18 protein-coding genes are annotated in these 20,455 nt (G+C 64.5%); 8 read left to right on the top strand and 10 right to left on the bottom strand.

Annotated elements, in window-relative coordinates:
• Positions 1-64 precede the first annotated feature (64 nt).
• From infA to aat, 3 genes are all read right to left on the bottom strand, one after another.
• Positions 65-283: a translation initiation factor IF-1 gene (gene infA / locus DM374_RS25870; RefSeq protein WP_002553999.1), complete on the bottom strand. Its 219-nt coding sequence runs from the start codon at positions 281-283 to the stop codon at positions 65-67.
• 102 nt (positions 284-385) lie between these two features.
• Positions 386-1,093 carry an arginyltransferase gene (locus DM374_RS25865; RefSeq protein WP_110972431.1) on the bottom strand — a complete coding sequence of 236 codons (708 nt, stop codon included), beginning with the start codon at positions 1,091-1,093 and terminating at the stop codon, positions 386-388.
• A gap of 55 nt (positions 1,094-1,148) precedes the next feature.
• Positions 1,149-1,844 carry a leucyl/phenylalanyl-tRNA--protein transferase gene (gene aat, locus DM374_RS25860; RefSeq protein WP_110972430.1) on the bottom strand — a complete coding sequence of 232 codons (696 nt, stop codon included), beginning with the start codon at positions 1,842-1,844 and terminating at the stop codon, positions 1,149-1,151.
• Positions 1,845-2,221: 377 nt separating this feature from the next.
• Here aat and ftsK point away from each other — a divergent pair, with 377 nt between their 5' ends.
• The 6 genes from ftsK (at position 2,222) to cysG (ending at position 9,723) form a co-directional block, all read left to right on the top strand.
• On the top strand, positions 2,222-4,627 hold the full coding sequence (gene ftsK, locus DM374_RS25855) for a DNA translocase FtsK (RefSeq protein ID WP_110972429.1): 2,406 nt from the start codon (positions 2,222-2,224) through the stop codon (positions 4,625-4,627).
• A 63-nt stretch (positions 4,628-4,690) separates the two neighbouring features.
• Positions 4,691-5,314, top strand: a complete 624-nt coding sequence (gene lolA, locus DM374_RS25850; RefSeq protein WP_110972428.1) for an outer membrane lipoprotein chaperone LolA — start codon at positions 4,691-4,693, stop codon at positions 5,312-5,314.
• Positions 5,315-5,332: 18 nt separating this feature from the next.
• The gene (locus DM374_RS25845) at positions 5,333-6,658 is read left to right on the top strand and encodes a replication-associated recombination protein A (protein WP_095157300.1); all 1,326 of its coding nucleotides are present in this window, start codon (positions 5,333-5,335) and stop codon (positions 6,656-6,658) included.
• Positions 6,655-7,029, top strand: coding sequence for a fluoride efflux transporter CrcB (gene crcB / locus DM374_RS25840; protein ID WP_110972427.1), 375 nt, complete (start codon positions 6,655-6,657; stop codon positions 7,027-7,029). Before DM374_RS25845 ends, crcB begins: the two co-directional genes overlap by 4 nt.
• Positions 7,030-7,056: 27 nt before the next feature.
• Positions 7,057-8,337, top strand: a complete 1,281-nt coding sequence (gene serS, locus DM374_RS25835) for a serine--tRNA ligase (RefSeq protein WP_110972426.1) — start codon at positions 7,057-7,059, stop codon at positions 8,335-8,337.
• Positions 8,338-9,723, top strand: a complete 1,386-nt coding sequence (cysG, locus tag DM374_RS25830) for a siroheme synthase CysG (protein ID WP_110972425.1) — start codon at positions 8,338-8,340, stop codon at positions 9,721-9,723.
• 118 nt (positions 9,724-9,841) lie between these two features.
• Here the strand turns inward: cysG and DM374_RS25825 are convergent, their stop codons facing one another.
• From DM374_RS25825 to DM374_RS25795, 7 genes are all read right to left on the bottom strand, one after another.
• Positions 9,842-10,810 carry a glutathione S-transferase family protein gene (locus DM374_RS25825; RefSeq protein ID WP_110972424.1) on the bottom strand — a complete coding sequence of 323 codons (969 nt, stop codon included), beginning with the start codon at positions 10,808-10,810 and terminating at the stop codon, positions 9,842-9,844.
• 113 nt (positions 10,811-10,923) lie between these two features.
• Complete coding sequence (locus DM374_RS25820) at positions 10,924-11,919, bottom strand: glycosyl transferase family protein (RefSeq protein ID WP_110972423.1); 996 nt, start codon at positions 11,917-11,919, stop codon at positions 10,924-10,926.
• Positions 11,916-12,251 (bottom strand): TusE/DsrC/DsvC family sulfur relay protein, encoded by a 336-nt coding sequence (locus tag DM374_RS25815; protein WP_110972422.1) that lies wholly within the window; start codon positions 12,249-12,251, stop codon positions 11,916-11,918. Before DM374_RS25815 ends, DM374_RS25820 begins: the two co-directional genes overlap by 4 nt.
• Positions 12,248-12,538 (bottom strand): sulfurtransferase complex subunit TusB, encoded by a 291-nt coding sequence (tusB, locus tag DM374_RS25810; protein ID WP_110972421.1) that lies wholly within the window; start codon positions 12,536-12,538, stop codon positions 12,248-12,250. The genes DM374_RS25815 and tusB overlap by 4 nt, the downstream gene beginning before the upstream one ends.
• A complete protein-coding gene (tusC, locus tag DM374_RS25805) occupies positions 12,538-12,897 on the bottom strand; it encodes a sulfurtransferase complex subunit TusC (RefSeq protein ID WP_110972420.1) in 360 nt (119 codons plus the stop codon). The genes tusB and tusC overlap by 1 nt, the downstream gene beginning before the upstream one ends.
• 1 nt (position 12,898) lies before the next feature.
• On the bottom strand, positions 12,899-13,291 hold the full coding sequence (gene tusD, locus DM374_RS25800) for a sulfurtransferase complex subunit TusD (RefSeq protein WP_110972419.1): 393 nt from the start codon (positions 13,289-13,291) through the stop codon (positions 12,899-12,901).
• An 86-nt stretch (positions 13,292-13,377) separates the two neighbouring features.
• Entirely contained in the window at positions 13,378-14,757 is a 1,380-nt protein-coding gene (locus DM374_RS25795; protein ID WP_110972418.1) for a nucleobase:cation symporter-2 family protein, read from the bottom strand.
• Between the two features lie 236 nt (positions 14,758-14,993).
• Between DM374_RS25795 and atzF the strand changes: the two genes are divergently transcribed.
• Entirely contained in the window at positions 14,994-16,814 is a 1,821-nt protein-coding gene (atzF, locus tag DM374_RS25790) for an allophanate hydrolase (RefSeq protein WP_110972417.1), read from the top strand.
• A gap of 13 nt (positions 16,815-16,827) precedes the next feature.
• On the top strand, positions 16,828-20,454 hold the full coding sequence (uca, locus tag DM374_RS25785) for an urea carboxylase (protein ID WP_110972416.1): 3,627 nt from the start codon (positions 16,828-16,830) through the stop codon (positions 20,452-20,454).
• Position 20,455: the final 1 nt, after the last annotated feature.

Genomic DNA, 20,455 nt, shown 5'->3' with positions numbered 1-20,455 from the left:
GGCTCACTGCTTTCTTCGATACGAAAAAAAGCCCGGCGATTGCCGGGCTTTTTTCGTATCGACTTTAGCGGGCGCGGTAAGTGATGCGGCCTTTGCTGAGGTCGTAAGGCGTCAGCTCGACGCGGACCTTGTCACCAGTAAGGATACGAATGTAGTTCTTGCGCATCTTTCCGGAGATGTGCGCGGTTACGACGTGCCCGTTTTCCAACTCCACGCGGAACATGGTGTTGGGCAGGGTGTCGACGACAGTGCCTTCCATTTCGAAGCTGTCTTCTTTCGACATGCAGTAAAGCCCTCGGTGTTCAGTTATGGCCCGGCACAGAAGTACCCAGCTACAAAAAGTGGCGTGCATTGTGCCCGAAAAATGGAGGTCAAGCCAAGGTTTTCAGTTCAGGGTGACCCAGCGCTGGTTGATCAGCAGTTCAATGGGGCGGTATTGGGTCTTGTAGTTCATTTTTTTGCAGTTCTTGATCCAGTAGCCAAGGTAAACGGCATCGAGACCAAGGCGCAGGGTTTCGCCGATCTGCCACAGGATGGCATAACGGCCGAGGCTGCGGCGTTCTTCTGTAGGTTCGTAGAAGGTGTAGACCGCCGAAAGTCCGTTGGGCAGCAGGTCGGTCACCGCGATAGCGACCAGTTTGCCGTCCAGGCGGAACTCGTAGAAACGGGAGAATGGCAGGTCCCGGACCAGAAAGGTCGAAAACTGGTCGCGACTTGGAGGGTACATGTCACCGTCAGCATGGCGCTGCTCGATGTAGCGTCGGTAGAGGTCGAAGTACTCCTCGTTGAACGAAGGGCGGGCGGGGCTCACCACCAGGTCGGCGTTGCGCTTGATGATGCGTTTCTGCTGGCGATTGGGGGTAAAGCGCGCAGCCGGGATGCGTGCAGGCACGCAGGCATTGCAATTCTGGCAATGGGGTCGGTACAGGTGGTCGCCGCTGCGGCGAAAGCCCATTTCCGACAGGTCCGCGTAGACGTTGGCGTCCATCGGCTGGCTCGGATCGAGAAACAGCGTGGTGGCTTGCTCGTCAGGCAGGTAGCTGCAGGCATGGGGTTGAGTGGCATAGAACTTCAACCGCGCCAACTCAGTCATGATCAACCCCTCGGCAGGTGTTTTTTCTAAGTGTAAGCCAGCTCTGAAAACTCGCCTAGCAAACGGCTCGCTGGCAGATCCAGGTGGCGCGATTGGGCTGGTCCAGGTACTGGCGCAGGTAATCGGCGAAGGTCGCACGGGCGATAGCGCGTGCGCCAAGGCTGTGCAGGTGCTCGGTCGGCATCTGACAGTCAATGAGGACGAATCCCGCCTCACGCAGGTGTTCGACCAGCGTCACGAAGCCGACCTTGGACGCGTTGTCGGCCCGGCTGAACATGGATTCGCCGAAAAACAGCCGGCCCATCGCCAGGCCATAGAGCCCGCCGACCAGTTCGCCGTCCTGGCGCACCTCCACGGAGTGCGCGAGGCCCTGGCGATGCAGCTCGACATAGGCCGCCTGCATGTTGTCGGTGATCCAGGTGCCGTCGGCGTAGCTGCGCGGCGCGGCGCAGGCCTGGATCACTGCGCTGAAGTCCTGATCGAAACTGACCTCATAGCGCGCCTGGCGCATGAACTTGCGCAGCGAGCGGGACACGTGCAACTCGTCGGGAAACAGCACAGTGCGCGGGTCCGGCGACCACCACAGGATCGGCTGGCCATCCTGATACCAGGGAAAGCAGCCGTGGCGATAGGCTTGCACCAGGCGCTCGGGGCGCAGGTCGCCGCCGGCGGCGAGCAGGCCGTTGGGTTCTCGCAGGGCTTTTTCCAGAGGAGGGAAGTCCAGGGTGTTGCGGTTGAGCCAGGTCAGCATCGTTATTCGGTCGCGCCGCCGAGGGAAGGGGAGGGCGCCCAGCATGACCCGAAAAAGCCCCGCGGGACAAGCCCGCCGGCGCCTTCTCGAACAAGCACGGTAGAGGCTTTTGTCCCGTGTAACTGATGGCGAATTGCTTCTTGCGCAACTTAACCAGGGGGCAGTTGTCCCAACTACGCAAAAACCCCGCATAAGCCTTTGTCACAAAAGAAAATGCGTGCTCAAATTGTTGCATGGGAAATTGACCCGCCTGACCGTTCGATCCGCCGAGCCGCGATAGCGATAGGTCGGCAGTAATGTTAAAAGTAGTGATTTGTTGACCGCGCCCGTTGGTCAATCACGGTTGGACGCGCAAAAAGCGCAGGAATAGACCAGTTTTGAAGAAACCCACAGCAACACCCAATCCCGAGCCGCTCTGGCGCCAGCAGTTGCATTACAGGCTCAAGGAAGGTGCCCTGATTGCCATGGGCGCCTTGTGCCTCTACCTGTGGATGGCTTTGCTGACCTACGACCAGGCCGACCCGGGCTTCAGCCATACCAGCAACGTCGACCAGGTGCAGAACGCCGCAGGCCGTGCAGGCGCCTTCTTTGCCGACGTCCTGTTCATGGTGCTGGGTTATTTCGCCTACATCTTCCCGCTGCTGCTGGCGATCAAGACCTGGCAGATCTTCCGCGAGCGCCACCAGCCCTGGCAGTGGAGCGGCTGGCTGTTCTCCTGGCGGCTGATCGGCCTGGTGTTCCTGGTACTGTCCGGCGCCGCGCTGGCGCACATTCATTTCCATTCCGCACCCAGCCTGCCGGCCTCGGCGGGCGGCGCGCTGGGCGAAAGCCTCGGTGACCTGGCCAAGAATGCGCTGAACGTGCAGGGCAGTACCCTGATGTTCATCGCCCTGTTCCTGTTTGGCCTGACAGTGTTCACCGACCTGTCGTGGTTCAAGGTGATGGACATCACCGGCAAGATCACCCTCGATCTCTTCGAATTGATTCAGGGCGCCGCCAACCGCTGGTGGAGCGCACGCAATGAACGCAAGCAACTGGTTGCGCAACTGCGCGAGGTCGACGAGCAGGTCAATGACGTGGTTGCCCCCACCGTCCCCGATCGTCGCGAGCAGGTAAAGGCCCGCGAACGCATCATCGAGCGCGATCAGGCCCTTACCAAGCATGTGGCCGAGCGCGAGCAGAAAGCCCCGCCAGTCATCATGCCTGCGGCAGCTCCGGCGCCGGAACCGAGCAAGCGCGTGCAGAAAGAGAAGCAGGCGCCGCTGTTCGTCGACAGCGCTGTGGAAGGCACGCTGCCGCCGATCTCCATCCTCGATCCCGCCGAGAAGAAGCAGGTCAACCGCTCGCCCGAATCCCTGGCGGCTGTCGGTCATCTGCTGGAAATCAAGCTGAAGGAATTCGGTGTCGAAGTCTCGGTGGATTCGATCCATCCGGGGCCGGTGATCACCCGTTACGAAATCCAGCCGGCGGCCGGGGTCAAGGTCAGCCGTATCGCCAACCTGGCCAAGGACCTTGCGCGCTCGCTGGCGGTAACCAGTGTGCGGGTGGTCGAGGTGATTCCCGGCAAGACCACCGTCGGTATCGAAATCCCCAACGAGGACCGGCAGATCGTGCGCTTCTCCGAAGTGCTGTCGTCGCCGCAGTACGACGAGGCCAAGTCGCCGGTCACCATGGCCCTGGGTCACGACATCGGCGGCAAGCCAGTGATCACGGACCTTGCGAAGATGCCGCACCTGCTGGTGGCCGGTACCACCGGTTCCGGTAAGTCGGTCGGTGTGAACGCGATGATCCTGTCGATCCTGTTCAAGTCGGGCCCGGAAGACGCCAAGCTGATCATGATCGACCCGAAGATGCTCGAACTGTCGATCTACGAAGGCATTCCGCACCTGCTGTGTCCGGTGGTCACCGACATGAAGGACGCCGCCAACGCCCTGCGCTGGAGCGTTGCCGAGATGGAGCGGCGCTACAAGCTGATGGCGGCCATGGGCGTGCGTAACCTCGCAGGCTTCAACCGCAAGGTGAAGGACGCCGAGGAAGCCGGCGAGCCGATCTACGACCCGATGTTCCGCCGCGAGAGCATGGACGACGTGCCACCGCTGCTGAAAACGCTGCCGACCATCGTGGTGGTGGTGGACGAATTCGCCGACATGATGATGATCGTCGGCAAGAAGGTCGAAGAGCTGATCGCCCGGATCGCGCAGAAGGCGCGTGCCGCCGGTATCCACCTGATTCTTGCGACCCAGCGGCCGTCGGTGGACGTGATCACCGGTCTGATCAAGGCCAACATCCCGACCCGCATGGCGTTCCAGGTCTCCAGCAAGATCGACTCGCGGACCATCATCGACCAGGGTGGCGCCGAGCAACTGCTCGGTCACGGTGACATGCTCTACATGCCGCCCGGCACCAGCCTGCCGATCCGCGTGCACGGCGCCTTCGTCTCCGACGACGAGGTGCATCGCGTGGTTGAAGCCTGGAAACTGCGTGGCGCACCGGACTACAACGAAGACATTCTCAGCGGCGTCGAAGAGGCCGGCAGCGGCTTTGATGGCGGCGGTGGCGGTGATGGCGGCGACGACGCCGAGACCGATGCGCTCTACGACGAAGCCGTGCAGTTCGTTCTGGAGAGCCGCCGCGCGTCGATTTCCGCGGTTCAGCGCAAGCTGAAGATCGGCTACAACCGCGCCGCGCGGATGATCGAAGCGATGGAAATGGCCGGTGTGGTCACCGCCATGAACACCAACGGCTCACGTGAAGTCCTGGCACCGGGACCTTCGCGGGACTGATACCCCATTCAGCCGGCGGGCAGCGATGCCCGCCGGTTCATTCATTCTGCAACGAGGATTGCCATGCGCCTGATTCGCATGATGTTGGTTTCCGCTTTGAGCCTGTCCAGCGTTTCGGCCTTTGCCGCCGAAGCAGACGTGGCGCGCCTGAGCCAGTTGTTGAACAACTCGAAGACCATCGAAGCCCGTTTCTCCCAGCTCACCCTCGATGCCGGCGGCACCCAGTTGCAGGAAACCGCCGGGCAGATGGTGGTCCAGCGCCCGGGCCTGTTCTACTGGCACACCGACGCACCGCAGGAGCAGGTGGTGGTGTCCGATGGCCAGAACGTTACCCTGTGGGACCCGGACCTGGAGCAGGCCACCGTCAAGAAACTGGACGTGCGCCTGACCCAGACCCCGGCCCTGTTGCTCTCCGGTGATATTTCCAAGATCAGCCAGAGCTTCGATATCACCTCGAAGGAGCAGGGCGAGGTCATGGATTTCACCCTCAAGCCGAAAACCAAGGACAGTCTGTTCGATTCCCTGCGCCTGTCTTTCCGCCGTGGCCTGGTGAATGACATGCAACTGGTCGACACCACTGGCTCGCGCACCAACATCCTGTTCAACGGCGTCAAGGCCAACGAGCCGGTGCCGGCCAGCAAGTTCAAGTTCGACATCCCCGCTGGCGCGGATGTGATCAAAGAGTAAGAGGTCGTACAGCCGTCCATGGACCTGTTTCGCAGTGAACCGGTATCCCAGCCCTTGGCCGCGCGCATGCGCGCGCTCAACCTGGATGAATACGTCGGCCAGCAGCACCTGCTGGCGCGCGGCAAGCCGCTGCGAGAGGCACTGGAGCAGGGTGCGCTGCATTCGATGATTTTCTGGGGCCCGCCCGGCGTCGGCAAGACGACCCTGGCGCGGCTGCTGGCGCAGTTCTGCGACGCGCATTTCGAAACGGTGTCGGCGGTCCTCGCCGGGGTCAAGGAAATCCGCCATGCGGTGGAAATCGCCAAGCAGCAGGCGGCCCAGTATGGGCGCCGGACCATCCTCTTCGTCGATGAAGTGCACCGCTTCAACAAGTCCCAGCAGGATGCATTCCTGCCCTATGTTGAAGATGGAACGCTGATTTTCATCGGTGCGACCACCGAAAACCCCTCTTTCGAGTTGAACAACGCGCTGCTGTCGCGGGCACGGGTGTATGTGCTCAAAAGCCTTGATGAGGAGGCCTTGCGCCGCCTGGCGCAGCGTGCGCTGACCGAGGAGCGCGGATTGGGCAAGCGCAATCTGAGCCTCGGCGATGAGGCGTTCAAGATGCTGCTGGCCGCCGCCGATGGTGATGGCCGGCGCCTGCTCAACTTCCTCGAAAACGCCTCGGATCTGGCCGAAGACGGCGGCGAGATAGGCGTCGACCTGCTGCAGAGCCTGCTGGGTGACAGCCGTCGGCGTTTCGACAAGGGCGGCGAAGCGTTCTACGACCAGATCTCGGCTTTGCACAAATCCATCCGCGGCTCCAACCCGGACGCTGCGTTGTACTGGTTTGCGCGGATGCTCGACGGCGGTTGCGATCCGCTGTACCTGGCCCGGCGCGTGGTGCGCATGGCCAGCGAAGACATCGGCAACGCTGACCCGCGTGCCCTGAGCCTGTGCCTGTCGGCCTGGGACGTGCAGGAGCGGCTCGGCAGTCCGGAAGGCGAGCTGGCGGTGGCCCAGGCCATCACCTACCTCGCCTGCGCGCCGAAGAGCAACGCCGTGTACATGGGCTTCAAGACCGCGCTGCGCGAAGCCGCCGAGCATGGTTCGCTGGAAGTGCCGCTGCACTTGCGCAACGCGCCGACCAAGCTGATGAAACAACTGGGTTATGGCGAGGAATACCGCTACGCCCATGACGAGCCGGACGCTTATGCCGCTGGCGAAGACTATTTCCCCGATGAACTCGAACCTCGCCAGTATTACCAGCCGGTCCCGCGGGGCCTGGAACTGAAGATTGGCGAGAAGCTCAAGCACCTGGCCGAGCTGGACCGGACCAGTCCACGGCAGCGGAGAAAACCGTGATTGCACTGATTGCCTCCGTGAGCATCGCCGGCGTGGCCGGCACGTTGCTGCGCTTTGCCACCGGCAACTGGGTCAATGCCCACTGGCCACGGCACTTCTATCTCGCTACGCTGGCGGTCAATCTGGTGGGCTGCCTGATCATCGGCGTACTCTATGGCCTGTTTCTGACCCGGCCCGGCGTGCCGATCGAGGTCCGCGCGGGCCTTATCGTCGGTTTTGTCGGCGGCCTGACCACCTTTTCATCTTTTTCACTGGACACACTGCGCCTGCTCGAAAGCGGGCAGGCGCCGTTGGCTTTCGGCTATGCCGCGGCCAGCGTGCTGGGCGGCCTGCTCGCGACATGGGCCGGCCTGGCATTGACCCGAATCTGAACCACACCTACATAACGAGAGAACGATATGCTCGATTCCAAACTGTTACGCGGCCAACTTCAGGAAGTGGCGGACCGCCTGGCCTCCCGTGGCTTCAGCCTGGATGTCGCGCGCATCGAGTCCCTGGAAGAGCGCCGCAAGACGGTGCAGACCCGGACCGAACAGCTGCAGGCCGAGCGTAACGCCCGTTCCAAGTCCATCGGTCAGGCCAAGGCCAAGGGCGAAGACATCGCGCCGTTGATGGCGGACGTTGAACGCATGGCGGGCGAACTGGCCGCTGGCAAGGTCGAGCTGGACGCGATCCAGTCCGAGCTGGACCAGATCCTCCTGACCCTGCCCAACCTGCCGGACGCCAGCGTCCCGGTGGGCGCGGATGAAGACGGCAACGTCGAAGTGCGCCGCTGGGGTACCCCGCGCGCGTTCGATTTCCCGATCCAGGACCACGTCGCCCTCGGCGAGCGCGACGGCTACTTGGACTTCGAGACCGCCGCCAAGCTCTCCGGTGCGCGCTTTGCCCTGCTGCGCGGCCCGATTGCCCGCCTGCACCGCGCCCTCGCGCAGTTCATGATCAACCTGCACATCAACGAGCACGGTTACGAAGAGGCCTACACCCCGTACCTGGTCCAGGCGCCGGCGCTGCAAGGCACCGGCCAGTTGCCGAAGTTCGAGGAAGACCTGTTCAAGATCAGCCGCGAAGGCGAGGCCGATTTCTACCTGATTCCGACCGCCGAAGTGTCGCTGACCAACATCGTCGCCGGCGAAATCGTCGACGCCAAGCAACTGCCGATCAAGTTCGTCGCCCACACCCCGTGCTTCCGCAGCGAAGCCGGCGCGTCGGGCCGTGATACCCGCGGCATGATTCGCCAGCACCAGTTCGACAAGGTCGAGATGGTCCAGATCGTCGAGCCGAGCACGTCGATGGAAGCCCTGGAAGGCCTGACCCGCAACGCCGAGCGCGTGCTGCAGGCGCTGGAGCTGCCGTATCGCGTGCTGGCGCTGTGCACCGGCGACATGGGCTTCAGTGCAGTGAAGACCTACGACCTGGAAGTCTGGGTGCCGAGCCAGGACAAGTACCGCGAGATTTCCTCGTGCTCCAACTGCGGTGATTTCCAGGCGCGCCGCATGCAGGCCCGCTGGCGCAACCCGGAAACCGGCAAGCCGGAGCTGGTCCACACCCTCAACGGCTCGGGCCTGGCGGTCGGCCGTACCCTGGTCGCGGTGCTGGAGAACTACCAGCAGGCCGACGGCACCATCCGTGTGCCGGACGTCCTCAAGCCGTACATGGGTGGCCTCGAGGTCATCGGCTAAATGGAGTTTTTGCCGCTGTTCCACAATTTGCGTGGCAGTCAGGTGCTGGTGGTGGGCGGCGGCGAGATTGCCTTGCGCAAATCTCGCCTGCTGGCCGATGCCGGCGCCAGGCTGCGCGTGGTCGCGCCCGAGATCGAAGGGCAACTGGCCGAGCTTGCTCGGCACAGTGGAGGCCAGACCCTGGACCGCGGCTATCAGGAAAGCGATCTGGATGACTGCCAACTGATCATCGCCGCCACCGACGACCCGGCGCTCAACGCCCAGGTTTCTGCGGACGCGCGGCGGCGTTGCGTACCGGTCAACGTGGTGGACGCGCCGGCGCTGTGCTCGGTGATCTTCCCGGCCATCGTCGACCGGTCGCCACTGGTGGTCGCAGTGTCCAGTGGCGGCGACGCCCCGGTGCTGGCGCGGTTGATCCGCGCCCGTCTGGAGACCTGGATTCCTGCCGCCTATGGTGAGCTTGCCGGTCTGGCCGCGCGTTTTCGCGAGCGGGTCAAGGGGCTCTATCCGGACGTCAATCAGCGTCGCGGCTTCTGGGAAGAAGTGTTCCAGGGCCCGATCGCCGAGCGGCAACTGGCCGGGCAGGGCGCCGAAGCCGAACGCCTGTTGCAGGCCAAGGTGGATGGCGCTACCCAGCAGAATGCTGGCGAGGTCTATCTGGTTGGTGCCGGTCCCGGTGATCCGGACCTGCTGACCTTCCGCGCGCTACGCCTGATGCAGCAAGCCGATGTGGTGCTGTACGACCGTTTGGTCGCTCCGGCGATCATCGAGATGTGCCGGCGTGATGCCGAGCGTATCTATGTTGGCAAGCGCCGCGCCGATCACTCCGTACCGCAGGATCAGATCAACCAGCAACTGGTGGACCTGGCCCGACAGGGCAAGCGGGTGCTGCGCTTGAAAGGCGGCGATCCGTTCATCTTCGGTCGCGGAGGTGAGGAAATCGAGGAGTTGGCGGAGCAGGGCATTCCGTTCCAGGTGGTGCCTGGGATCACGGCGGCCAGTGGTTGCTCGGCGTATGCCGGGATTCCGCTGACCCATCGCGACTATGCCCAATCGGTGCGTTTCGTGACCGGTCACCTCAAGGACGGCACCAGCAATTTGCCTTGGGATGATCTGGTCGCACCGGCCCAGACCCTGGTGTTCTATATGGGGCTGGTGGGGTTGCCGACCATCTGTTCCGAGCTGATCCGCCACGGCCGCGCCGCCGATACCCCGGCGGCGTTGGTTCAGCAGGGCACTACCAAGAACCAGCGGGTCTTCACCGGCACCCTGGCCGACCTGCCGCAACTGGTGGCGGAGCATGAGGTTCATGCGCCGACGCTGGTGATCGTGGGAGAGGTGGTGCAGTTGCGGGAGAAGCTGAAGTGGTTTGAAGGGGCTCAGTAAGACCTTTCAGTTACTGTGGGAGCCGGCTTGCCGGCGATGAGGCCGACACAGGCGATGATGTCGTCTGGTCTGGCGCAATCGCAGGCAAGCCGGCTCCCACAGTTCAATCGCGATGTTTTCAGATACCGGTTCTCTCCCAGATCCCCCGCCCAACCAACCTTTCCCGATCATGCGCCCGCCCGAAGTCCTGCAACGGCCCCTTGGGCACGATGCCGTTCGGGTTAATCGTCTTGTGGCTCATGTAGTAGTGGCGCTGGATATGCTCCATGTCCACCGTCTCGGCCACGCCCGGCCATTGATACAGCTCTCGCAGCCAGTTGCTCAGGTTCGGATAATCCTCGATGCGCCGCAGGTTGCACTTGAAGTGGCCGTGGTACACCGCGTCGAAGCGGACGATGGTGGTGAACAGGCGGACATCGGCCTCGGTCAGGTATTCCCCGGCCAGATAGCGCTGCCCGTCCAATAGCTGCTCCAGCGCATCCAGTTCCGCGAACAATGCATCGAACGCTTCTTCGTAGGCCGCTTGCGAGGTGGCGAAGCCTGCGCGGTAGACGCCGTTGTTCACTGCCGGATAAATGCGCTCGTTGAGGGCGTCGATCTTCGCCCGCAGCGGTTCGGGATAGAGGTCCCGGCGATTGCCGGTCAGTTCATCGAAATCGCTGTTGAAGATGCGGATGATCTGCGACGACTCGTTGTTGACGATGCGCTGCTCCTGCTTGTCCCACAGCACCGGTACGGTCACGCGGCCGGTGTAGTTCGGGTCGTCGCGGGTGTAGCGCTGGTGCAGGAAGTCGAGGCCGTCGAGTTTGTCGCCGGTGGAGCCCTGGCTCTTGTCGAAGGTCCAGCCCTGTTCGCCCATCAGCCAACTGACCACGGACACGTCAATCAGGCTTTCCAGGCCCTTGAGCTTGCGCAGGATCAGGGTGCGATGGGCCCACGGGCAGGCCAGCGACACATAGAGGTGATAACGCCCGGCCTCAGGGGCGGGCAGGGCGTTGCGGCGTTGGGCGTTTTCGCGCTCGAAGGCGCCGTCCTTGCTGCTTTTGTACCACTGGTCGTGCCAGCGTCCGTCGATCAACAGGCCCATGAGGGGGCTCCTTGGTAATTCGTATAGAAGTTGGAGCCCAGTCTACGGACTTCAGTTCGAACAAATAGCGCAAAGATCCCGGGTTTTTGATCGATGGATTCGATGGGTCGTTATCAGGCCAGGCGCGTTGCCCAGTATTCACGGGCTTTGGCGAAGGCGTCGTCCTGGCTGTGGCCCAAGCCACGCAGGGCCAGGGCCATGGTCGCGACCACCGCCATCTCGCCATAACTGTCGCTGGCCTCACCACACCAGACCCTCAACAGATAATCCGGCTCCAGGCTGGCCGGTTTCACATGGCGCTGCTCCGACATCTGCGGCCATTCCTCGTCCCAGTCCGTGCCGTCGGCGGTGCCGTAGAGATGGCTGGTGGCATCCGGGTTGATCTCGATCTCGCCGCCATCACCCTTGACCACGATGGCGCGGTCACCCAGCAAGCGGCTGGCTTCGCGGTGCACCGCCTGGTAACCGGGGTGGAAGATGCTTTGCAGGCCGCAGCGCGCGCCCAGCGGATTGAGCACCCGGGCCAGGGAGTGGATCGGTGAGCGCAGGCCGAGGGTGTTGCGCAGGTCGATCATGCGTTGCAGGCCCGGCGCCCAGTCCTGCAACGGGAAGAAGGCGAGGTTGTGCTGATCAAGGGCCGTTTCGACTTCGCGCCAGTTGCGGCACAACGGAATACCGACCAGATCCAGCACCTGCTCGGTATACAGGCGCCCGGCGGTATGTGCGCCGCCGCCGTGCATCAGAATGCGCACGTCATTGATCGCCAGGCAGCGCGCTGCCAGCAGGTACCAGGGCAGGTGACGCTTCTTGCCGGCGTAGCTTGGCCAGTCGATATCGACGGCAATGGCCGGGGCGTTCAGGCGCTGGCGCAGGGCTTCGGTGAAACCGGCCAGTTCTTCCGGGCTTTCTTCCTTGTGCCGCAGCAGCATCAGGAAGGCGCCGAGCTGGGTGTCCTCGACCTTGCCGTCGAGCAGCAGGCCCATGGCCTCGCGGGCTTCCTCGCGGGTCAGGCCGCGGGCGCCGCGCTTGCCCTTGCCGAGGATGCGCACGAACTGGGCGAAGGGATGTTCTTCCGGGGTTTCGGTAACGAGCGGGAGTGGCGAATTCATATGCAATTGGTCGGCTTGGGCAGGCCCGCCAGCTTGGCGGCGAGTTTGGCGGGAGTGCCGTTGAACAGGCGGTTGAGGTGCAGGCTGTTGCCTTTTTCTACGCCGAGCTTGAGGGCGGTGTACTTGATCAGCGGGCGGGTCGCCGGCGACAGCTCGAACTCCTGGTAGAACTGGCGCAGCAGCGTCAGCACTTCCCAGTGATCGGCGCTCAGCTCCAGCGACTCGCGGGCGGCCAGGGCCTGGGCGACGTCCTCGGACCAGTCGCTCAGCTCGACCAGATAGCCGTCCTTGTCCAGGGCGATATCGCGGCCGTTGACGGTAAGGGTGCTCATAGCCAGCTATTGACCTTGTCGTAGTTCAAAGACAGCGCCACAAAACCCGGGTAGTCGATGGCGGTGGCCGGGCTCTCGGTGATGGCGCGGGCCTGCAGGTCTTCTTCGAGGACGTAGAGGCGCGGGCCGAGAGTGCGCAACCCCGCAAGCGGCGCACTACCGGGTTGCAGCGCGTAGACCGCGTCGCCGCACAGCAGCAGGCCATCGTGCGGGCCGAGCAGGCGCAGGCAACTGTAGAGACGGTTGTCGCTGAAGGGCGAATGGGAAATGACGTGCAGGGTGCTCATCAGAGGGTTACCACCTGGTCAAAACGGTCGATCAGCGCGGCGAGGGCCATGTCATCCAGCACTTCCACCGGCAGGCTCAGGCCTTCGGCGGACAGGCCGCGCTCGCGCAGGCTGCTGGCGGCGGCGAACAGTTCCTCGACGCCGAACATCGGCAGCGCCTGGAGATTGGCCGCCAGGTTCTTCTGTTGCAGCACTGCGGGCTGTTGAGCGGCGGCGAGCTGGAACACACCGTCATCGAGAAACAGCATGCCCAGCGGCAGGTCGAAGGCACCGCCAGCCAGGGCGATATCCAGCGCTTCGCGGGCTGATGGGCCGCTCCACGGCGCCTGGCGGCTGATGATCAGCAGGGACTTGGCCATTTCAATCACCTCCGAAGCAGACCAGGCGGTCGGCGGTTTGCGCGGCTTCATGCAACTGGCCCAGACCAGACAATTCCCAGGGTGCGGGCAGGTTCACCGCCGGGCGCTGGTAGCGCTTGGCTTCTTCTTCATTGAGCACGCCGCGGCGCAGGGCGGCGGCGATGCAGACCACGGCGTCGAGCTGATGGTCGCTGACAAAGGCGCGCCACTGCGCGGGAATATCGGCTTCGTCCTGGGGCGTGACGACGTTGGCCGAGGCGCTGTGCACGCCGTCCTGGTAGAAGAACAACCGGACAATCTCGTGCCCGCCGGCCAGGACCGCCTGGGCGAAGAGCAGGGCCCGGCGCGAGGAGGGCGCGTGGCCTGGGGAAAAAACTGCGATGGCGAACTTCATGGCAGGCTCTGTGGGAAAAAACTGCGGGAATGATAAAACAAAAAGCCCGCAGCAGGCTGCGGGCTTTGGTGGTGCAGACGCGGGCGTCAGTCTTCGCGGCGGGCTTCCGGCAGGAACCAGTTCAGCACCAGGGCGCAGATGCCACCGGTGGCGACGCCGGATTCCAGCACGTTGCGCAGCGCCGACGGCATGTGCGCGAGGAACTCCGGCACCTGCGCCACGCCCAGGCCCAGCGCCAGGGACACGGCGATGATCAGCAGGGCACGACGGTCGAGGCTGGTGCTGGCGAGGATATTGATACCCGACGCTGCGACCGCGCCGAACATCACCATGGCAGCGCCGCCGAGCACTGGCTCCGGCACGGCCTGGATCACTCCGGCGACGGCCGGGAACAGGCCCAGCACCACCAGCATCAGGGCGATCCACACACCGATATGGCGGCTGGCGATGCCGGTGAGCTGAATCACGCCGTTGTTCTGCGCGAAGATCGAACTCGGGAAGGTGTTGAACATGCCTGCCAGCAGCGAGTTGGCGCCGTTGACCAGCACGCCGCCCTTGATCCGCTGCATCCACAGCGGGCCTTCCACCGGCTGGCGCGAGACCTTGCTGGTGGCGGTGACGTCACCGATGGCTTCCAGCGAGGTGACCAGGTAGATCACCAGCATCGGGATAAACAGTGCCCAGGAGAAACCGAGGCCGAAATGCAGCGGGACCGGCACCTGGAACAGCGCCGCCTCGTGCATGCCGGTGAAGTCCAGACGGCCCAGGTAGCCGGCCAGCGCATAGCCCACGGCCAGGGCGATGACGATGGCGCAACTGCGCATCCACACCAGCGGAATACGGTTGAGCACAACGATGATCGCCAGCACCACGCCGGACAGCAGCAGGTTCTCGCCGTTGGCGAAGGTGCCGTTGCCCATCGCGGCGAAACCGCCGCCCATGCTGATCAGGCCGACCTTGATCAGGGTCAGGCCGATCATCAGCACGACGATGCCGGTCACCAGCGGGGTGATCAGGCGTTTGACGAACGGCAGGATGCGCGAGATGCCCATTTCCACGAACGAACCGGCGATGACCACGCCGAAGATCGCCGCCATCACCGCTTCCACCGGCGTGCCTTGCTTGACCATCAACGCACCGCCAGCGATCAGCGGGCCGACGAAGTTGAAGCTGGTGCCCTGGACGATCAGCAGCCCGGCACCGAACGGCCCGAAGCGACGGCACTGGACGAAGGTGGCGATGCCGGAGATCACCAGCGACATGGACACGATCAGGTTGGTATCGCGGGCCGACACGCCCAGCGCCTGACAGATCAGCAGCCCCGGGGTGACGATCGGCACGATGATCGCCAGCAGGTGCTGCAACGCGGCCAGCAGGCCGATCAACAGGCGTGGCCGGTCTTCCAGGCCAAGCACCAGTTCATTGGCCTGCGCCGGTGCGCCGGGACCTTGTTCGATTGAGCTCATGGACGTTCTGCCCCAGGAAAAAAAGGAGCGCATTCTACGGGCGCAGCGCGGTTTGGGGTAGTGCTGTCGGGACTGCACGGCACCACAACCAAGCACCCCGCACCAGCATGCAGCAACGCGGGTGCCTTCGTGACCGCCCATTTCCCTTCAAACCCTTGTCCCGCAAGCCCTTGCGCCAGTTGGCCCGACCCTTGCTCCAGCCGAATCCAAACTTGGATACAAGATGGAGTACCCCCATGCAATCCCTTCCTCTGCGGACCCTCGGCTGGACTCTCGGTGACTGGCAGGACGCCTACCAAAGCGGCGACCTGACCCCGGACTATCTCTTCGAACTGCTGCAACAGTTCCCCGACAGCGACCCGGCGTGGATCACCCGGGTTTCGCCGGAGCAGTTGAGTGCGCGTCTCGCCGGCCTGGCTGCGCAGCGGGCGGCGGTAGACGGTGATCTGGCGAAGTTGCCGCTGTATGGCGTGCCGTTTGCGGTCAAGGACAACATCGATGCCGCCGGCTGGCCGACCACCGCCGCGTGCCCCGAGTTCGCCTATGTCGCCGCCGAGGACGCGACGGTGGTCGCCCGCCTGCAGGCGGCCGGCGCGGTGTTGCTGGGCAAGACCAACCTGGACCAGTTCGCCACCGGCCTGGTAGGCACTCGCTCGCCCTACGGTGCGGTGCCCAACAGCTTCGATCCGGCCTACGTCAGCGGCGGCTCCAGCTCCGGCTCGGCGTCAGTGGTGGCACGCGGGCTGGTGGCGTTCTCGCTGGGCACCGACACTGCGGGCTCGGGCCGGGTGCCGGCCGGGTTCAACAATATCGTCGGCCTTAAGCCAACCAAGGGCCTGCTGTCCAATAAAGGGCTGGTGCCGGCCTGCCGCACCCTGGACTGCATCTCGATCTTCGCCCTGACCGTGGCCGACGCCGAGCGGGTACTCACCCTCGCTGGCGGCTATGACGCAGGTGACGCCTACTCCCGGCGCAACCCCGCCACTGCGCCGGTGGCGATCGGCGCCACGCCACGTTTGGCAGTGCCGGACAGCCTGGAGTTCTTTGGCGACTGCGGCAACGAGGCGGTCTACCAGCAGTCGCTGGCGCGCCTGCGTGAACTCGGCGCGGAGCTGGTAACCGTTGATTTCGCGCCGTTCCGCGAACTGGCCAGCCAGCTTTATCAAGGCCCTTGGGTCGCGGAGCGCACGGTAGCGGTGTCGGCGATGCTGGCGGCGGCGCCGGAGGCGATCAACCCGGTGGTGCGCGGCATTGTCGAGAACGGCTTGGGCTTCAGCGCCTGCGATACCTTCCGCGCCGAATACGCGCGGGCCGAGCTAAGCCGCGCCATCGAACTGGCCCTGGAAGGCTTCGATGCATTGGTGGTGCCGACCTCGCCGACCCTGCGCACGCTGGACGAGATGCAGGCCGAGCCGGTGCTGTTCAACAGCCAGTTCGGCACCTACACCAACTTCACCAACCTCGCTGATCTCAGCGCCCTGGCGCTGCCCGCCGGCCTGCGCGACGACGGCTTGCCGGCCGGCATCACCCTGATCGCCCCGGCCTGGCACGATCACGCCCTGGCCTCACTGGGCAAGCGCTGGCAACAGGCGCAGGCGTTGCCGCTCGGCGCCACCGGTCGTGCGTTGCCGCCCGCTGCGCCGGTGATGCAGGCGCCGGGTTGCGTGCGCCTGGCGGTGGTGGGCGCGCACCTCACCGGCATGCCGCTGAACTTCCAGTTGCTGACCCGCGACGCCGTGCTGGTGGAACAGACCCTGACCAGCGCCGACTACCGCCTCTACGCGTTGCCCGGCACCGTGCCGCCCAAGCCGGGCCTGGCGCGCAGCGCCGATGGCAGCGGCAGTTCGATCATCGTCGAGGTGTGGGATATCCCGCTGGCGCGCTTCGGCGAGTTCGTCGCGGAGATTCCACTACCCTTGGGCATCGGCAATGTGCAGCTGAACGACGGTCGCTGGGTGAAAGGATTCATCTGCGAAGCCTGGGCGCTGGAAAGCGCCGAGGACATCACTGCCTTTGCCGGATGGCGCGCTTTTGTCGCCAGCCGCAAACCCGCTTAAGGAGAGAGCGCAAATGTTCCATACCGTTCTGATCGCCAACCGTGGCGAAATCGCCGTCCGTGCCATTCGCACCTTGAAGACCCTCGGGGTGCGCAGTGTCGCGGTGTATTCCGAGGCCGACCGCAACGCCCAGCATGTCCGCGATGCCGACCTCGCCATCGCCCTGGGCGGCGAGAAAGCCGCCGACAGCTACCTGCGTGCCGAGCGCATTTTGCAGGCCGCTCGGGAAAGCGGTGCCCAGGCCATTTATCCCGGTTACGGCTTCCTTTCGGAAAGCGCCGAGTTTGCCGAAGCCTGCGAGGCCGAGGGCATCGCCTTTATCGGCCCCACCGCGTTGCAGATTCGCGAATTCGGCCTCAAGCACCGCGCCCGCGAGCTGGCAGCGGTGGCCCGCGTGCCGATGGCGCCGGGCACTGGACTGCTCGACAGCCTTGACGACGCCTTGCAGGCCGCGCAGCGCATCGGTTACCCGGTGATGCTGAAAACCACCGCCGGCGGTGGTGGCATTGGCCTGACCCGTTGCGCCGACGCCGCCGCGCTGGCCAGCGCGTACGACAGCGTCAAGCGCATGGGCGAGCAGTTCTTCAGTGATGCCGGGGTGTTTCTGGAGTGCTTTGTCGATCAGGCGCGGCATGTCGAGGTGCAGATTTTCGGTGACGGCCAGGGCCGTGTGGTCGCCCTCGGCGAGCGCGACTGCTCGTTGCAGCGGCGCAACCAGAAGGTGGTGGAAGAAACCCCGGCGCCGAACCTGCCGCAGGCGACCCGCGAGCGCCTGCATGCCGCCGCGGTGAAGCTCGGCGAGTCGGTGGCCTACCGCAGCGCCGGTACGGTCGAGTTCATCTATGACGCTGCCCGCGACGACTTTTACTTTCTGGAGGTCAACACGCGCTTGCAGGTCGAGCATCCGGTGACCGAGATGGTCACTGGCCTGGACCTGATCGAATGCATGCTCCGGGTCGCTGCCGGCGAGGCGCTGGACTGGTCGGCGCTGCAGCGGCCACCGCAAGGCGCGGCGATCGAAGTGCGTCTGTATGCTGAAGATCCGTTGAAGAACTTCCAGCCGAGCCCCGGCGTGTTGACCGACGTGCACTTTCCCGAGGGCGTGCGGGTCGATACCTGGGTCAGCACCGGCAGCGAAGTCTCGGCCTTCTATGACCCGATGATCGCCAAGCTGATCGTCCACGCCGATACCCGCGAGCAGGCGATCGCCGCCATGACCGCAGCGCTGGCCGCCACCCGCCTGCACGGCATCGCCACCAACCTCGACTATTTGCGCCAGGTGGTTGCCGCGCCGCGCTTCCACAGCGGCGAGGTCTGGACCCGCTTGCTCGACAGCTTCGACTACCAGCCCCAGGCCATCGAAGTGCTGGAACCGGGCACTTATTCCAGCGTGCAGGACTTTCCCGGCCGCCTCGGCTACTGGGACATCGGCGTGCCGCCGTCCGGGCCGATGGATGATTTTGCCTTTCGTCTGGCCAACCGCATCGTCGGCAACCACGAGAGTGCCGCTGGCCTGGAGTTCACCTTGCAGGGGCCGACCCTGCGCTTCCACAACGATTGCCTGATCGCCCTGACCGGCGCCGATTGCCCGGCGACCCTCGACGGCGAGACCGTCGCCTACTGGGCGCCAGTCGCGGTCAAGGCCGGGCAGGTGCTCACCCTGGGCCGCGCCGCCAGTGGCTGCCGCACGTACCTGGCGGTGCGCAACGGGCTCGATGTGCCGGTCTATCTCGGCAGTCGCTCGACCTTCGCCCTCGGCCAGTTCGGCGGTCATGCCGGGCGCACTCTGCGCCCCGGCGATATCCTCGCGGTGTCCCGTCCCGAGCTGGCCGCCTGCACCACGCCGGCGCCGGTGAGCCCGCCGCAGACGCTGGATGCCAGTCTGATTCCAGGCTATGGCCGCACCTGGCAGATCGGCGTGCTCTACGGCCCTCATGGCGCGCCGGACTTTTTCACCGAAGAGGCCATCGACGCCTTCTTCGCCGCCGACTGGGAAGTGCACTACAACTCCAATCGCCTTGGCGTACGCCTTTCTGGGCCCAAGCCGGAGTGGGCCCGGGCCGACGGTGGCGAGGCGGGGCTGCACCCGTCCAACGTGCACGATTGCGAATACGCCATCGGCGCCATCAACTTCACCGGCGACTCCCCGGTGATTCTGACCAAGGACGGCCCGAGCCTGGGTGGCTTCGTCTGCCCGGTGACCATCGCCAAAGCCGAGCTGTGGAAAGTCGGTCAGGTCAAACCCGGCGACACCGTGCGTTTCCACCCCATCAGCTTCAAGCAGGCGCAGAGCCTGGAGCAGGCGCAACTGGGCAGCATCGAAGCGCTGGCGGCGATTGCCGCGGTAACGCTGCCGGCGCCCAGCCTGAAGCCGGCCACCACGGTGTCCGCCACGGTGCTCGCCGAACTGCCCGCCAGTGGCAAGCGCCCGCACGTCACCTATCGCCAGGCGGGTGACGCCTATGTGCTGGTGGAATACGGCGACAACGTGCTCGACCTGGCGCTGCGCCTGCGCATTCATCTGTTGATGGAAGCGCTCAAGGCCCGGCCATTGCGCGGCCTCGAAGAGCTGGCGCCGGGCGTGCGCTCGCTGCAACTGCGTTACAACAGCCGGCTGCTGCATCAGTCGGCGCTGATCGAACACTTGCTGGAACTGGAGGCCGGGCTGGCGGATGTCGATGAGGTGAAGATCCCCACGCGGATCATCCACCTGCCGATGGCCTTCGAGGACAGCGCCACCCTCGGCGCCGTGCAGCGCTACAGCGAGACCGTGCGCAGTGAAGCGCCGTGGCTGCCGAACAATGTCGATTTCATCCAGCGCGCCAACGGCCTGGCGACCCGCGAGCAGGTGCGCGATATCCTCTTCGACGCCAGCTACCTGATCCTCGGCCTCGGCGATGTCTACCTGGACGCGCCGTGTGCAGTGCCGCTGGATCCGCGTCATCGCCTGCTCAGTTCCAAATACAACCCGGCGCGGACCTTCACCGCCGAGGGCACCGTGGGTATCGGCGGGATGTACATGTGCATCTACGGCATGGATTCCCCCGGCGGTTATCAACTGGTGGGGCGGACCCTGCCGATCTGGAATCGCTTCTCGCGCAATGCCCAGTTCAAGGACGGCCAGCCGTGGCTGCTGCACTTCTTCGACCAGGTGCGTTTCTATCCGGTCAGCGAGGCGGAACTGGAGACCTTCCGCGATGCCTTCCGCGAAGGGCGGGCGCAGATCCGCATCGAGGACGCCGTGTTCGATTTTGCCGAGTACCAGCGTTTCCTGGCGGCCAACGAAACGGATATCGCCACCTTCCAGGCCCGGCAGAAACAGGCGTTCAATAGCGAAATCGCCCGTTGGCGCGAGCAGGATGAAGACGAGGTTGCCGCAGCGGTGCGGCCACAGCCCGACGCCGATGACTATGGCGATGCCCATGTGGTCAGCGCCGACATGTGCGGCAGCGTCTGGAAGATCCTTGTGCAGCCGGGTCAGGCCGTGGAAGCGGGGGCGCCGTTGATGGTCGTGGAAGCGATGAAAATGGAGCTGTCGGTGTTCGCGCCGGTCAGCGGTACGGTTCGCGCCGTCCGCTGCCAGCCCGGCAAGGCGGTACTGCCCGGCGACGCCTTGCTGTTGCTGGATCCCGTGGCTTGAG

The sequence above is a fragment of the Pseudomonas huaxiensis genome, from assembly GCF_003231275.1.
In the GTDB taxonomy this organism is placed as follows: Bacteria; Pseudomonadota; Gammaproteobacteria; order Pseudomonadales; family Pseudomonadaceae; genus Aquipseudomonas; species Aquipseudomonas huaxiensis.
This window is presented reverse-complemented; position numbering and strand designations above follow the sequence as displayed.

Coding starts and splice junctions, on each gene's coding strand:
- DM374_RS25795 (WP_110972418.1), bottom strand. CDS start 14,757: ATGAGCTCAATCGAACAAGGTCCCGGCGCACCGGCGCAGGCCAATGAA.
- DM374_RS25845 (WP_095157300.1), top strand. CDS start 5,333: ATGGACCTGTTTCGCAGTGAACCGGTATCCCAGCCCTTGGCCGCGCGC.
- lolA (WP_110972428.1), top strand. CDS start 4,691: ATGCGCCTGATTCGCATGATGTTGGTTTCCGCTTTGAGCCTGTCCAGC.
- cysG (WP_110972425.1), top strand. CDS start 8,338: ATGGAGTTTTTGCCGCTGTTCCACAATTTGCGTGGCAGTCAGGTGCTG.
- tusD (WP_110972419.1), bottom strand. CDS start 13,291: ATGAAGTTCGCCATCGCAGTTTTTTCCCCAGGCCACGCGCCCTCCTCG.
- atzF (WP_110972417.1), top strand. CDS start 14,994: ATGCAATCCCTTCCTCTGCGGACCCTCGGCTGGACTCTCGGTGACTGG.
- uca (WP_110972416.1), top strand. CDS start 16,828: ATGTTCCATACCGTTCTGATCGCCAACCGTGGCGAAATCGCCGTCCGT.
- DM374_RS25865 (WP_110972431.1), bottom strand. CDS start 1,093: ATGACTGAGTTGGCGCGGTTGAAGTTCTATGCCACTCAACCCCATGCC.
- aat (WP_110972430.1), bottom strand. CDS start 1,844: ATGCTGACCTGGCTCAACCGCAACACCCTGGACTTCCCTCCTCTGGAA.
- tusB (WP_110972421.1), bottom strand. CDS start 12,538: ATGAGCACCCTGCACGTCATTTCCCATTCGCCCTTCAGCGACAACCGT.
- serS (WP_110972426.1), top strand. CDS start 7,057: ATGCTCGATTCCAAACTGTTACGCGGCCAACTTCAGGAAGTGGCGGAC.
- tusC (WP_110972420.1), bottom strand. CDS start 12,897: ATGGCCAAGTCCCTGCTGATCATCAGCCGCCAGGCGCCGTGGAGCGGC.
- DM374_RS25825 (WP_110972424.1), bottom strand. CDS start 10,810: ATGGGCCTGTTGATCGACGGACGCTGGCACGACCAGTGGTACAAAAGC.
- DM374_RS25815 (WP_110972422.1), bottom strand. CDS start 12,251: ATGAGCACCCTTACCGTCAACGGCCGCGATATCGCCCTGGACAAGGAC.
- infA (WP_002553999.1), bottom strand. CDS start 283: ATGTCGAAAGAAGACAGCTTCGAAATGGAAGGCACTGTCGTCGACACC.
- DM374_RS25820 (WP_110972423.1), bottom strand. CDS start 11,919: ATGAATTCGCCACTCCCGCTCGTTACCGAAACCCCGGAAGAACATCCC.